12 protein-coding genes are annotated in these 12,711 nt (G+C 70.6%); 6 read left to right on the top strand and 6 right to left on the bottom strand.

Translation table 11 applies throughout. The features are described 5' to 3' along the window. The first annotated feature begins 20 nt into the window (after positions 1 to 20). Entirely contained in the window at positions 21 to 779 is a 759-nt protein-coding gene (locus O0S08_RS14555; protein WP_269039732.1) for a hypothetical protein, read from the top strand. Here O0S08_RS14555 and O0S08_RS14550 read toward each other — a convergent pair. The 4 genes from O0S08_RS14550 to O0S08_RS14535 all read right to left on the bottom strand — a co-directional run bounded on the left by O0S08_RS14550 (position 754) and on the right by O0S08_RS14535 (position 4,528). After that, entirely contained in the window at positions 754 to 1,935 is a 1,182-nt protein-coding gene (locus tag O0S08_RS14550) for a DUF4150 domain-containing protein (RefSeq protein WP_269039731.1), read from the bottom strand. The genes O0S08_RS14555 and O0S08_RS14550 overlap by 26 nt on opposite strands. Beyond that, positions 1,928 to 2,962, bottom strand: coding sequence for a 3-oxoacyl-ACP synthase (locus O0S08_RS14545; protein WP_269039730.1), 1,035 nt, complete (start codon positions 2,960 to 2,962; stop codon positions 1,928 to 1,930). Before O0S08_RS14545 ends, O0S08_RS14550 begins: the two co-directional genes overlap by 8 nt. Continuing rightward, positions 2,959 to 3,957 carry a DUF2169 family type VI secretion system accessory protein gene (locus tag O0S08_RS14540; RefSeq protein WP_269039729.1) on the bottom strand — a complete coding sequence of 333 codons (999 nt, stop codon included), beginning with the start codon at positions 3,955 to 3,957 and terminating at the stop codon, positions 2,959 to 2,961. The genes O0S08_RS14545 and O0S08_RS14540 overlap by 4 nt, the downstream gene beginning before the upstream one ends. A gap of 214 nt (positions 3,958 to 4,171) precedes the next feature. Further along, positions 4,172 to 4,528 (bottom strand): hypothetical protein, encoded by a 357-nt coding sequence (locus tag O0S08_RS14535; protein WP_269039728.1) that lies wholly within the window; start codon positions 4,526 to 4,528, stop codon positions 4,172 to 4,174. Between O0S08_RS14535 and O0S08_RS14530 the strand changes: the two genes are divergently transcribed. After that, complete coding sequence (locus O0S08_RS14530) at positions 4,503 to 5,213, top strand: DUF4215 domain-containing protein (RefSeq protein WP_269039727.1); 711 nt, start codon at positions 4,503 to 4,505, stop codon at positions 5,211 to 5,213. The two genes, O0S08_RS14535 and O0S08_RS14530, sit on opposite strands and share 26 nt — an antisense overlap. Before the next feature lie 9 nt (positions 5,214 to 5,222). Here O0S08_RS14530 and O0S08_RS14525 read toward each other — a convergent pair whose 3' ends face one another. Beyond that, positions 5,223 to 6,215, bottom strand: a complete 993-nt coding sequence (locus tag O0S08_RS14525; protein ID WP_269039726.1) for an FAD-binding oxidoreductase — start codon at positions 6,213 to 6,215, stop codon at positions 5,223 to 5,225. A gap of 3 nt (positions 6,216 to 6,218) precedes the next feature. Beyond that, on the bottom strand, positions 6,219 to 6,596 hold the full coding sequence (locus tag O0S08_RS14520) for a group I truncated hemoglobin (protein WP_269039725.1): 378 nt from the start codon (positions 6,594 to 6,596) through the stop codon (positions 6,219 to 6,221). Positions 6,597 to 6,678: 82 nt separating this feature from the next. Between O0S08_RS14520 and O0S08_RS14515 the strand changes: the two genes are divergently transcribed. From O0S08_RS14515 to O0S08_RS14500, 4 genes are all read left to right on the top strand, one after another. Further along, positions 6,679 to 7,158 carry an Rrf2 family transcriptional regulator gene (locus O0S08_RS14515; RefSeq protein WP_269039724.1) on the top strand — a complete coding sequence of 160 codons (480 nt, stop codon included), beginning with the start codon at positions 6,679 to 6,681 and terminating at the stop codon, positions 7,156 to 7,158. Positions 7,159 to 7,178: 20 nt separating this feature from the next. Beyond that, entirely contained in the window at positions 7,179 to 8,408 is a 1,230-nt protein-coding gene (gene murG, locus O0S08_RS14510; protein ID WP_269039723.1) for an undecaprenyldiphospho-muramoylpentapeptide beta-N-acetylglucosaminyltransferase, read from the top strand. A gap of 65 nt (positions 8,409 to 8,473) precedes the next feature. Beyond that, entirely contained in the window at positions 8,474 to 11,380 is a 2,907-nt protein-coding gene (gcvP, locus tag O0S08_RS14505) for an aminomethyl-transferring glycine dehydrogenase (protein ID WP_269039722.1), read from the top strand. Between the two features lie 129 nt (positions 11,381 to 11,509). Next, entirely contained in the window at positions 11,510 to 12,679 is a 1,170-nt protein-coding gene (locus tag O0S08_RS14500) for an AAA family ATPase (protein WP_269039720.1), read from the top strand. The last annotated feature ends 32 nt before the right edge of the window (positions 12,680 to 12,711 follow it).

Here is a 12,711-nt window from a genome sequence, read left to right as displayed (position 1 = left end):
CCCTATACTCCCGATCTCTCATGTGGCTCGACGAGCTCATCCGCCTTCTCCCGCGCGACCTCCCTGTGCGGGGCACCTCCGAACCCGCGCTGCGGCAGCTCGAAGACACCCTGGGTCGCCCCCTGCCCCTCACCTACCTTCAATTTGCGCGCTGGGCGGGCGACACTCCGTTTCCCTTTCTCGCGCTAGGCAACCATGACCTGTCGGTGCCGGCAGTGCTCGCAGGGTACGAAAAGACGCGCTTCGTCAGCCGGCCCGAATGCGTGCGGATCGGCCACGCGGACTCCGTGGATCGTCTCGACCTCTTCCTCGCTCTCGACGGCGACGATCCACCGATCTTCTTGGCCGAGGTCCACGAACTCCCGGACGAGGAATACTCGCTGCTCGCGCGTCGCTTCTCGGAGCACGTCGCATTCGAGCTGTTCGACCGGGAGGTCCTCGCCCGCCGCCCCTATCATCTCCGGGCCGAGCCGAGCGTCCACGCCGACCTCGGCGCGCTCGATACGGGTGACGACGTCGACGCCTTCGTCCGCGAGGCCCTGAGCGCGCTCGGGTACGTCGCGCGCCCGCCGAATCGGGACTTCTTCATCATGCAACGCGGCGACACCGACATCATCTATCACCGGCTCCCGGCCAGCATGACCTTCGTCGTGTTCATCGGCGCATCCGACCTCGCCGCGCTCGACGAGCTCCGCGCGGGCTTCCCCGCCCCTCTCACGATCTCCGCGGCCCCTGTCCGAGGCGCGGTAAAGCTCAATGGCACTTCTGGTCGCGGGTGAAGCATAAGAGCTGCGGGATCAAGTGCTGACAAGTCGTGCACGACGGCACAGCGCGACCGTGTCCGCGCGGAACGTTCTCCGCGCCGCTTGACAACAGCACTGGCGGCGCGGTGCTGCTGCCGGCGAATCGCCGGACTTGAGCGCCCTTCACGTTGACCGTCGTCGATCGCGTCCCGCTGGGCCCGTACCATTTTTCGCACAGCATCGTCGGAACGTGCTCGTCGAGCAGCGCCGCGGCGATCGCCCGCTGCGCCGCGCAGTTTCCGATGGGGTTACCGTCGAGTCGATGTGCCTTTTTGTTCAGCCTGTTGGCCTCCGCTTCGACGGCGCTCGCGCTCCATTCGCGAATCGTCTGCCCCCGCGCCTGCGCCATCTTGTCGAGATTACGTCGGGCGCTTGGCAACATCGCCTGCCGAACCACTTGCAACCCCGGGAGCACGCACGGGATCATACCTGCGTCCTGGGCCGCTTGCACGAATCCCTCGTGCGGACCGCTACTCGGGAGAGCCGAACAGGCGGCGTATTTTTGGTTGCACTGCGTCACGACGACCCCGACCATGAAGCCGCTAGTGACGATCTCCTCTGTCCTCCGATCTTTCGTCGTGCGGACGCCTTGGTCCGGCAGCGCGGACAACTTAGCGATCAGCGCGTCGACCAGCGCACTCGCGTTGGCCGCCTCGTTCTTCATCTGCATCGGTTCGTGTTTCTTCTCGCACAGCGCACACGGGGCGTCGTCGCCGTAGAGCACAACCACTACCGCGCCGCCTTGCACATGGACCACGTTGAACGTGTTGCAGTTGTGGTGCGCCGGGTCGCCGAAGCGGACCACCCCATGCCCCTCGACCAGTACGTTCGGGCTCGATGAGCCCCACGTCATCTTCCCACGGTTCTTGCCCGAGACGATGCCGCCGAGCGTCCCTGCCTCGTCGCCGCTACTGCGCGACAGCTCGGATTTCGCGTGGCCTACCGGCGTCCCCGCGATCTTCACGTGCTTGCTACCCTTGGCGAGGTCCGCGTCGCGGGCGACGTTCGGGTAGGGCACCGGCGTCGGGCCGGCCGGCGTCGGCGTCTTGCACACGTCGGGCAGCGCTGCCACGTTCGTCAGGCCATCGCCGCGGTGGACGATCGTGCGATTATTCGCAGTGACATCATTCATGAATATCGACCTCTGGGTGCACGAGCAGGCAACCCGCGTAGGCGCCCGCCTCCGACGCTCCGTGGAGCACGACCCTCCTCAGCGGCGCGCGCCGCAACCACGGCGAAGGCGCGAACGCGTGCAGCGCTAGCGCGAGTTGACAAATCCCCGCGGCGCTGCCGACCTCCCCGAGACTCCCGTCCAGGCCGCAGTGATCGAGCGGCTCGGGCATCATTTCTGCGTTGCGCAAGTATGCGGCCGCAAACTCGTGCGCCCAGAAGGTCTCGCCTGGCTGGCACGTCAGCACGCGGTCGGCCCGCCGTCCGCGGAGAGCAGCATGGTGCCGCAGCGCGCGGAACACCTCGGTCAGCGCCTGCCCCGTGTACGGCCCGCGCTCCCACGCAGGCAATGGCTCGCGCGCCTCGGCCAACGCGGCGATGCGGGCCAGCACCAAAGTACGCGCGCGGGCGACCGCTGCCGTGTTGGCGAGCACTACGAACCCTGCGGCCTCTCCTGGAATGATGCCGTCGGGGTTGCGGTCCCCGAGCAGCCGTCCATCCGCCGCCAGAGCCTCGAGCGTGGCGGGATCTACCAGACTGTCGACCGCCCCGACGACCACCCATTTCGGCACCCGCGTCTCCGCCAGCACCTCACGCGCCGCAGCCAGGCAGCGGAAGAAGCCGATACGCCCCGCCTCGAAGCAGCTGATCTCGAGCCCTGCCAGCTTCGGGCCACCACGCACGCCTGTTAACCAGCGGCGCAGGACAAACGTCGAGTCAGCCTCGGGAAGCGCCAGCAAACAGGGCACTCGTGCGTCCCCGAGAGCGGGCAACAGCGCCGCTAGCGGCGCCAGGTTGCGCCACAGCAGCGCCCGCATCCGGTCCTCGCGGTTGAACAGATCCGGCAAGGACGTCAGTCGCACCGCAGTCGGCCGGTGCGGATGGTCCTCGAGCAACGCCGCGCGCGAAATCCCCGCCGCGCACGCTCGTTGGGTCGCAGCCGCGGTCAAGCCGAGCGGCGTCGCCAGAGTCAGCCCCATCACGTTCACGCCACGTCCTCCGCGACCACCGAGGTCTCGTGCTCGAACACCCCACCGGCGAGTGGCGCCACAGCTCGCCACACCACTTGCACAATCCCCGCGTCCGCGTCGAGCTCGACCGCGTCCAGCCGCATCGTCCGTATGTCCATGGTCGCCCGCCGGTAATAGGTCCGAGCCCATAGACGAACGCGCGGCAGCTCGAATTGATAATCGCCGTCCGGGTGGCACCCGGCAATGCAGACAGATTCTCCTCCCTGCAAGTACGGGTCGAAGCACAGCCCTGGCGCCGCTGCATGAAAGAACCGGAGGTCGAGATCCCTCGGCCACAGCGGCGCGCGCTCCTCAAGCCAAGCTCGGTCGTAAGTACCCGCATAGGTGCACCGCGGATGCCAGTGACGGGCTATCGGTCCGAAGCCGAGCGGCGGCGGGCGCTCGGACCAATCGCGCATCGGGTGCGCGCCGTCCTCGATCTGCGGCAGCGGCTGACCCACTGCCTCGCGAGCGCTGCCATGGATCCCGCAACCGACAGGGTTGCCTGGTACGAGCGGACCTCCAGCGCAATGTTCATAGCGGAGCTCGACCGATTCGTACGGAGCCGGCGCCTCCGGGCTCAATGTCCCGATCCCCTGCGTCCACAGACGCGGTCCAACGATCCGCGCCGTCCGAACGCGCGACCCGACTGACAGTGTCACCCTCCCCTCCTTGCACGGCCGGCCTCCCGGAGCCCACGCTCGGCCCAGCAGGTAGACGTCGGTCCCAGGTCGCGTGTACGATGATTGGCCCTCACGCCGCAGGCTCGACGCGCCCGGCCGGCCGAAGTACGAGTCTTGGCGGGCCCCCGGCACCTGATATTCGCAACGGCGCAAGGGCCCGGTCGCTACCCGCCCCGGACGCGGCATGGTGAAGCTCCCCGCGACGACGAGCACTATGCATGAGGCCCCCTCACCATCTACCCCGAATTCCGCGAACGCGTCGTAGTTGGTCGTGTTGATCAGAGCAGGCATGAACTCGCGCCCGATCGGATTTACATGGTAGCACGGCCGCCCTCGCAGCCGCCCGACTCGCGCCAGAGCCGTTCCTGCTGACCTCGCGCGTTCCGCTGGATCAGGAGCGCGCTACCTGGATCTCTCCCTGCGAGCGCACGAATCCAACCCGCGAATCCTCGGCGCGCCATGAGGACTTCGGCGCGCCCGCGCCGCTTTTGACGGCGTGGGCCGTCTACTGAACAATGGTCAGGATGATCGCGTCGCGCGGGTTCTGGGCCTTCTTCGCACTGCTGAGTCCGGCTTGTTTCTCCCCGTCGGGGTCGGAGACCACAGCCGGCAGCGAGGCGGCGACCGATTCGGCGGCGACGACCACGAACGGCACCCACACGAGCACGACGTCGAGTTCGTCGACGACCTCGACGACGACGACGACGCTCGAACCGACCACGAGCCCGACGACCAGCGCCACCACCGACCTCGGCCCGACCACCGGCGATTCGACCACCGCCGAGTCGACCACCAGCGAGTGGACCACCGAGGGCACCACCGGTCCCGGCACCACGATGATGATGACATCGTCGTCGACCACGACGCCGGAGCCGGCCGTCTGCGGCGACGGCATCGTCGCCCCCTCGGAGCCCTGCGACGACGGCAACGACGACGACACCGACGACTGCGTCGACTGTCAGCCGGCAGAGTGCGGCGACGGCTTCGTCCACGCCGGCGTCGAGCAGTGCGACGACGGCGGCGACAACTGCGAGAATTGCGTCCGCACGTACATGCGGGTGTTCGTGTCGAGCGTCGCGGTCAAGGCCGACCTCAAGGGGCTCGCGGGGGCCGACGAGAAATGTCAGCAGCTGGCGAACGACGCCGGCCTCGAGGGCCGGTTCATCGCCTGGCTCAGCGCCGACGGCGTATCGGCCGCGGCGCGCCTCGAGCACTCGACGCTGCCGTACAAGCGGGTCGACGGCGCGCTGGTCGCCAACAGCTGGAACGACCTCGTCGACATGCTACCGCACCTCAACGCGCTCGACATCGACGAGTACGGCGACAAGGAAGGCGTCGGCGAAGAGTGCAACACCTGCCCGGTGTGGACCGCGACCAGCCCGCTGGGCGCGGGCCTCCCCGCCAACTGCAACAACTGGAACTCGGCGCTGCTCATCGACGTGTACGGGGGCGAATGCACCGCCAAGGACGCCCGCTGGACGCAGGGTTGCGGCGCCCGGAAGTGCACCGACATGGCGCACCTCTACTGCTTCGAGCAGAGCCAGTGACGCCGCGAATCACGGCCCGCGAGCCGAGCGCACGGGCGGCGGCATCTCGGCGGTCAGGAACGCGTCGGCGCTGATGTCCTTGAGCCCCGCGCCGCGGAGGAAGCACTGCTTCTTCAACGCGTTGACCCGGTCGGGGCTGCCGCACAGGAACACCCGCCAGCCCTTGAGGCTGGGGAACAGCCGCTGCGTCACCGCGCCCAGGTCGCCGATCTCGACGTCCTCGGATGTCTCTCCAGACATGGCGCATCGGACATAGCGGAAGTTTCCTGTACCATCGACCATGCCCTGGAGTTCATCCACGAGGTAGAACCCGGCGGTGTCGCGGGCGCCGTGGACCAGCGCGATCGGGCCGGTGTGGCCGCGGCGGCGGGCGTCGCGGACGATGGCCCGCAGCGGGGCCAGGCCGGTGCCGGTGCCGACCAGGAGGAGCGGCTGGTCGGGCCGGCCCTCGGTGTAGAAGCAGGCGCCGGCCGGGCCGCGCAGGCCGACGCGGGTGCCCGGCGCGGCCGCGGCCAGCCAGCGGCTCATGCGGCCGAGCCTGTGGACGCGGACGTGCAGCTCGAGCGCGCGGCCCTCGGCCGGCGAGCTGGCCAGCGAGTAGGCGCGGACGTGCTCGCCCTGGATCAGCTGCACGTACTGACCTGGCCGATAGGACAGATCTTCGTCCGGCTCGAGGCGGACCCGCACGATCGCCGGGCCGACCTCGGTGACGTCGGCGATCGAGGCGCCGATCGCCGGCGGCGGGCCCTCCTGGATCACCAGCTCGCCGGTCGGCCGGGACATGCACGGCAAGAACCAGCCCTGCTCGCGCAGCGCCGGGGCGAGGCCCTGCTGCGCCGCGGGGCCCGGGTCGCCGGACACCGCGCGCAGCATGCAGGCCTGGCAGGCGCCGGCGCGGCACGACGACGGGACCGCAGCGCCGCCGCGGAGCAGGCCCTCGAGCGCCGTCTCACCTGGCTCCAAGACCAGGTCCAGGCTGCCGCGGCGGATCCGTCCCGTCATGGCTCACACCGCCGGGCTGCGGCCCAGGACGTCGTTGCGGACCGACTCGGCGACCGCGCCGACGCGGGCGATCTTGGCATCGTCGACCCCGAGCTCCTTGAGCGTGCCGGCGAGGTGGCCGACGACCGCGTCGAAGTGGCTGTCGTCGATGCCCTCCGCCACCAGGTGAGCGTGCGCGCGGCGCATGTCGCGGCCGCTGTAGTTCGCCGGGCCGCCGGTCACCATCGTCAAGAACGCCTTCTGCTTGGCCGCCTGCCGCTCCATGTCGACGTCGTCGAAGTAGGGCGCCAGCTTCGCGTCGGCCATGACCTTGCGGTAGAAGATGTCGACCGCGGCGTCGATGGCCACGGCGCCGCCCAGTTCGTCGTAGAGGCTCGTCATCTCGTCTCCTGCTCCCTCCGGACTCGCGCCGGAAAAGTTGTATCCTTAATACATATTTTCTGTCCGCGAGGCCAGCTCGAACATGCAGCTCACACAGTTCACCGACTACGCCCTGCGCACCCTCCTCTATCTGGCGGTGCACCCGGACCGGTTGGTGCCGGTCGCCGAGGTCAGCGCCGCCTACGGGATCTCGAACCACCACCTGGTCAAAGTCGCGCACCAGCTGGCGCGGCTCGGCTACGTCGAGTCGGCGCGCGGGCGCGGCGGCGGCCTGCGGCTCGCGCGCGACCCGGCCGACGTCAGCGTCGGCGAGGTCGTCCGCGCCACCGAGCCGCACTTCCACGTGGTCGAGTGCTTCGACCACGCGCACAACACCTGCCCGATCGTGCCGGCGTGCGGCCTCGTGCGCGCGCTGGCGCAGGCACGCGAGCGCTTCCTCGAGGTCCTCGACGGCCAGCGGCTGGCCGACCTCGTGCAGGACCGCACCCGCGTCGACAAGCTGGTCAAGATCTGGACCCGCACCGGCGACGCCACACGCCGCCAATTGGCCTCTTCGGAATGAAGGGTCTATATCCCGGCGTCATGACCCGCGCCCTCGCCACCACCGCCGAAACCCCCGTTCTGCCGCGGATCCTGCTGCGCGACGGCGAGGCTGTGACGGCCGCGAGCCCGGCCCCGGCGGTGCGCCCCGGCGCGGCGGCGGCGACCACCGCCGGCCTGCGGGTGGTGATCGCCGGCGGCGGCACCGGTGGGCACCTGTTCCCCGGCATCGCCCTGGCCGAGGAGATCCGGGCCCGCGGCGGCGAGGTCCACTTCGTCGGCACGTCCCGCGGCATCGAGGCCCGCGCGGTGCCCGAGAATGGTTATCCGCTCGAGCTGATCGACGTCGCCGGCATCAAGGGCCGCGGCCTGACGGGCCTCGTGCGCGGCCTCCTGCGCCTGCCGCGGGCGTGGTGGCAGAGCCTCCGCCTGCTGCGGCGGCTGCGGCCCGACGTGGTCGTCGGCGTCGGCGGCTACGCCTCGGGGCCGGTGGTAGCGACCGCGTCGATGCTGCGGATTCCGACCGCCATCCTCGAGCAGAACAGCATCCCCGGGATCACCAACCGCATCCTGTCTCGCCTGGTGCGCAAGGTCTTCTGCACCTTCCCTGACGTCCGCAGTCGGTTCCCCGCGCGCAAGGTCGTCCTCGCCGGCAACCCGATCCGCCGCCAGATCCTCGGTCAGCTGGTCGCCGCCGGCGAGACCACCGCCGCGGTCGCGGCGCCGCACGGCCCGCGCCTGTTCGTGTTCGGCGGCTCGCAGGGCGCCCGCGCGATCAACGACGCGGTCCTGGCCGCCCTGCCCGCCTTGCTCGCGCGCCTGCCGGGCCTCGAGATCTGGCACCAGACCGGCAAGGGCGACGATGAGCGGGTTCGTGACCGCTACGCCGCCCTCGGCCTCGGCGAGCCGCGCGCGCGCGTGGCCGCCTTCCTCAAGGACATGGCCACGCCGTACGCCTGGTGCGACCTGGTGCTGTGCCGCGCCGGCGCCACCTCGCTGTCGGAGCTCACCGCGGTCGGCAAGCCCGCGGTGCTGGTGCCCTTCCCGCACGCGACCGACAATCACCAGGAGTGGAACGCCCGCGCGCTGGTCGACGCCGGCGGCGCGGTGCTCCTGCGCGAGTCGGAGTGGACGCCAGAGGCGCTGACGGCCGCGCTCGCCGGTCTGCTCCAGTCGCCGGAGCGGCTCCAGACCATGAGCAACGCCATGCGCACCGCGGCCCGGCCCGAGGCGGCGCGCACGATCGTCGACGCCATGAGCGCGTGGCGGTGAGTGCCCAAACTCTCGCCTGAGGGGCCTGGGGGCCCGAGAGCGCGCGGCTACTATGCGCTCCGCCGATGTCCGCCGTCGACCCGATCGCCGCCCTTCTCGCGCCCACCGACACCTTCGTCCACCGCCACATCGGGCCCCGCCCCGACGACATCGCCGCGATGCTGCAGACCCTCGGTCTGTCGTCGCTCGACGCCCTGGTCGAGGAGGCCGTACCCGGCTCGATCCGCATCACCGCGGGCCTCGACCTCGGCCGCGACGTCGCCGCCGACCGCGAGCCCGGCGAGGCCGAGACGCTGGCCCGCTTCCGCAAGCTGATGCAGCAGAACAAGGTCCTGCGCTCGCTCATCGGCATGGGCTACTCGGCCGCGCACACCCCCGGCGTCATCCTCCGCAACATCCTCGAGAACCCGGGCTGGTACACGCAGTACACGCCGTACCAGGCGGAGATCTCGCAAGGCCGCCTGGAGGCGCTGATCAACTTCCAGACGATGATCAGCGACCTCACCGGCCTGCCGCTCAGCAACGCCTCGCTGCTCGACGAGGGCACCGCCGCGGCCGAGGCGATGGCGATGTGCCTGCACGTCGCCAGCGGCAAGAAGCGCGCCTTCGTGGTCGCCGACGATTGCCACCCGCAGACCATCGCCGTCGTCAAGACCCGCGCCGAGGCGATCGGCGTGACCGTCCGTGTGGCTGCCCCTGCGGACATGGACTTCGGGACAGGCGACGTCTGCGGCGTCCTGCTGCAGGTGCCCGACACCTACGGCCGGATCGGCGACCCCAGCGCCGTCATCGCCAGGGCCCGGGCCGCCGGCGCGCTCGCGGTGGTCGCCACCGACCTGCTCGCGCTGACCGTGCTGCGCCCGCCGGGCGAGATGGGGGCCGACATCGCCATCGGCTCGGCCCAGCGCTTCGGCGTCCCGCTCGGCTACGGCGGCCCGCACGCGGCCTTCCTGTCCTGCCGCGAGGAGCACAAGCGCCTCCTGCCCGGCCGCGTCATCGGCGTGTCCCGCGACGCCCGCGGCAAGCGGGCCTACCGCATGGCGATGCAGACCCGCGAGCAGCACATCCGGCGCGACAAGGCGACCAGCAACATCTGCACCGCGCAGGTGCTGCTCGCCATCATGGCCGGCATGTACGCCGTCTACCACGGCCCGCAGGGCCTCTCGCGGATCGGCGCCCGCGTGCACGCGCTGACGGCCGCGCTGGCGGCCGGCCTGCGCAAGCTCGGCCACGACACCGGCGACGCCCCGTTCTTCGACACCGTGACCGTCGCGCTGCAGGGCGTCAACGCCGACGCGGTGCACGCGCGCGCGCTGGCGAAGGGCTACAACCTGCGGCCGATCGACGCCGGCCGGGTCGGCATCGCCCTCGACGAGCGCAGCACCGTGGAAGAGGTCGCGGCCCTGCTCGAGGTGTTCGCCGGCGGCCCGACGTCGCTCGACGTCACCGACCTGGCCCGAGGGACAGACCTCGGCTTCGGCGAGCTGACGCGCGCCAGCGAGTTCCTCACCCACCCGGTGTTCAACAGCTACCACAGCGAGCACGACCTCCTGCGCTACATCCACAAGCTCGAGAGCCGCGACCTCTCGCTCACGAGCTCGATGATCTCGCTCGGCTCGTGCACGATGAAGCTCAACGCCACCTCGGAGATGATCCCGCTGTCGTGGCCCGAGCTCGCCGACCTGCACCCGTTCGTCCCGCGCGACCAGGCGGCCGGCTACACCGCGATGTTCGACGCGCTCGAGCGCTCGCTGAGCGCCATCACCGGCTTCGCCGCCGTCTCGCTGCAGCCGAACGCCGGCTCGCAGGGCGAGTACGCCGGCCTCCTCGTCATCCGCGCCTATCACCAGAGCCGCGGCCAGGGCCACCGCGACGTGTGCCTGATCCCGACCTCCGCGCACGGCACCAACCCGGCCTCCGCGGTGCTCGCCGGCTTCAAGGTCGTGGCCGTCGCCTGCGACGAGCGCGGCAACGTCGAGGTCGGCGACCTGCGCAAGAAGGCCGCCCAGCACGAAGGCAAGCTGGCCGCGCTGATGATCACCTACCCGTCGACGCACGGCGTGTTCGAGGCCCAGATCCGCGAGATCTGCGGCGTCATCCACGAGCACGGCGGCCAGGTCTACCTCGACGGCGCCAACATGAACGCGCAGGTCGGCCTGTGCCGCCCGGGCGACTACGGCGCCGACGTCTGTCACCTCAACCTGCACAAGACCTTCTGCATCCCGCACGGCGGCGGCGGCCCCGGCATGGGCCCGATCGCGGTCGCCTCGCACCTCGCCCCGTTCTTGCCCGGGCACCCCGTGGTCCCCTGCGGCGGCGACCAGGCGATCGGCCCGGTCTCGGCCGCGCCGTGGGGCAGCGCCAGCATCCTGTCGATCAGCTTCATGTACATCCTGATGATGGGTGCGGCCGGCCTCACGCGCGCCACCAAGGTCGCGATCCTCAACGCCAACTACATGGCGAAGCGGCTCGAGGGCCACTACCCGGTGCTGTACCGCGGCGAGCACGGCCGCGTGGCCCACGAGTTCATCCTCGACCTGCGCCCGCTCAAGGCCAGCGCCGGCATGGAGGCCGAGGACTTCGCCAAGCGGCTGATGGACTACGGCTTCCACGCGCCGACGATGTCGTTCCCGGTCGCCGGCACCCTGATGATCGAGCCGACCGAGAGCGAGCCGAAGGCCGAGCTCGACCGCTTCTGCGACGCGATGATCGCCATCCGCGAGGAGGTGCGGAAGGTCGAGCAGGGCCAGTGGCCGCGCGACAACAACCCGCTCAAGCACGCCCCCCACACCGCCGACGTCGTCACCGCGACCGAGTGGGCGCGCCCGTACCCGCGCGAGGTCGCGGCCTTCCCCGCGCCGTGGGTCGCCGCCGGCAAGTTCTGGCCGCACGTCGCTCGTATCGACAACGCCTTCGGCGACCGCAACCTCGTGTGCACCTGCCCGCCGATGGACGCCTACGCCGCCGACTGACGGTCGAGCTCGCCGCGCGAGCGCGCAGCATCCGAGCCCGCGCGCTCGGATGCAGAAGTGATGACAGAGCCCCCGCGTCGCGCGCGGCGCGTTGACCGTCCCGCAGCGGGGCGGTAAGCCTGGCGCCCCGTGCTCACCGAGTTCCAGGTCAAGAACTACAAGTCCCTCCGCGACCTCCGCCTCGAGCCGGGCCGCGTGACCGTGCTGACCGGCGACAACGGGGCGGGCAAGACCAACATCCTCGAGGCGTTCGCGTTCGCCGGGGCGGCGCTCGGCGACAAGCTCGACCACGAGTTCCTCGCCAGCCGGGGGATCCGCACCACCGAGCCCCGCTTCATGCGCTCGGCCTTCGCGGTCGACGACGACACGAAGATCGACATCCGCCTCGCCCAGGGCCCGGAGCGCGTCGGCTTCCACGTCGAGACGGCGCCGACGCGCCGCGGCTTCTGGAAGACGGTCCTCGGCGAGCGAGGCATCCGCTCGCCCAAGGAGACGCTGCTCCTCGACAGCTTCCGCACCGCCTTCCGCTCGGTGATCCAGGGCGACGACGAGCGCGTCAGCGAGGAGGAGCTGGCGGAGTTCGTCGACGCCCGCCTCGCCCAGATCTTCCTCCGCGACAACTTCGACCCGCTGAAGTCCTTCCTGATCTACTCGCCCGAGAACGACGCCCTGCGGAGCTTCGCCCAGGAGGGCCAGATCCTCCCGCTCGGCATCCGCGGCGAGGGCCTGTTCCAGCTGCTGAAGCAGCTCGCCGCCGACCCGGCGCGCCTGGCCGAGCTGCGCGACAACCTGCGCCTCGTCGACTGGTTCGAGGACCTCCAGATCAGCACCGACCTGGCCCCGTACGAGCGCACCCTGCGGATCCGCGACCGCTGGCTGGCCGCGCCCGAGGGCAGCCCGCTGGAGACCTTCGACCAGCGCAGCGCCAACGAGGGCTTCCTGTTCCTCCTGTTCTACTTCGCCCTCGTCATCAGCCCCGACACCCCGAGGCTGTTCGCCATCGACAACCTCGACGCCTCGCTCGACCCCAGGCTGTGCACGGAGCTGATGCGCCGGCTCGTCGCGCTCGCGGCCCGGTACGGCAAGCAGATCCTGATCACCACCCACAACCCGGCGATCCTCGCCGGCCTCGATCTCCACGACCCCGACCAGCGCCTCTACACGGTCCACCGCGACGGCAAGGGGCACACCCGGGCGGAGCGGGTCCTGGCCGCTCCGCTGCCCGGCGAAGAGCGACAGAGCGAGCTCTCGGAGGTGTTCCGCCGCGTGCTCCTCGAGGGGCCGTCGCAGGGCTCGTGAGCGGGCCTCGGCGATGACGCCCGACAGCGAGC

Source organism: Nannocystis punicea (assembly GCF_026965555.1).
In the GTDB taxonomy this organism is placed as follows: Bacteria; Myxococcota_A; Polyangia; order Nannocystales; family Nannocystaceae; genus Nannocystis; species Nannocystis punicea.
This window is presented reverse-complemented; position numbering and strand designations above follow the sequence as displayed.

Bases quoted from the DNA above. Each gene is read 5' to 3' on its own strand.
- O0S08_RS14555 (WP_269039732.1), top strand. From the start codon at position 21: ATGTGGCTCGACGAGCTCATCCGCCTTCTCCCGCGCGACCTCCCTGTG.
- O0S08_RS14550 (WP_269039731.1), bottom strand. From the start codon at position 1,935: ATGAATGATGTCACTGCGAATAATCGCACGATCGTCCACCGCGGCGAT.
- O0S08_RS14540 (WP_269039729.1), bottom strand. From the start codon at position 3,957: ATGCCTGCTCTGATCAACACGACCAACTACGACGCGTTCGCGGAATTC.
- O0S08_RS14530 (WP_269039727.1), top strand. From the start codon at position 4,503: ATGATGATGACATCGTCGTCGACCACGACGCCGGAGCCGGCCGTCTGC.
- O0S08_RS14525 (WP_269039726.1), bottom strand. From the start codon at position 6,215: ATGACGGGACGGATCCGCCGCGGCAGCCTGGACCTGGTCTTGGAGCCA.
- O0S08_RS14520 (WP_269039725.1), bottom strand. From the start codon at position 6,596: ATGACGAGCCTCTACGACGAACTGGGCGGCGCCGTGGCCATCGACGCC.
- O0S08_RS14515 (WP_269039724.1), top strand. From the start codon at position 6,679: ATGCAGCTCACACAGTTCACCGACTACGCCCTGCGCACCCTCCTCTAT.
- murG (WP_269039723.1), top strand. From the start codon at position 7,179: ATGACCCGCGCCCTCGCCACCACCGCCGAAACCCCCGTTCTGCCGCGG.
- gcvP (WP_269039722.1), top strand. From the start codon at position 8,474: ATGTCCGCCGTCGACCCGATCGCCGCCCTTCTCGCGCCCACCGACACC.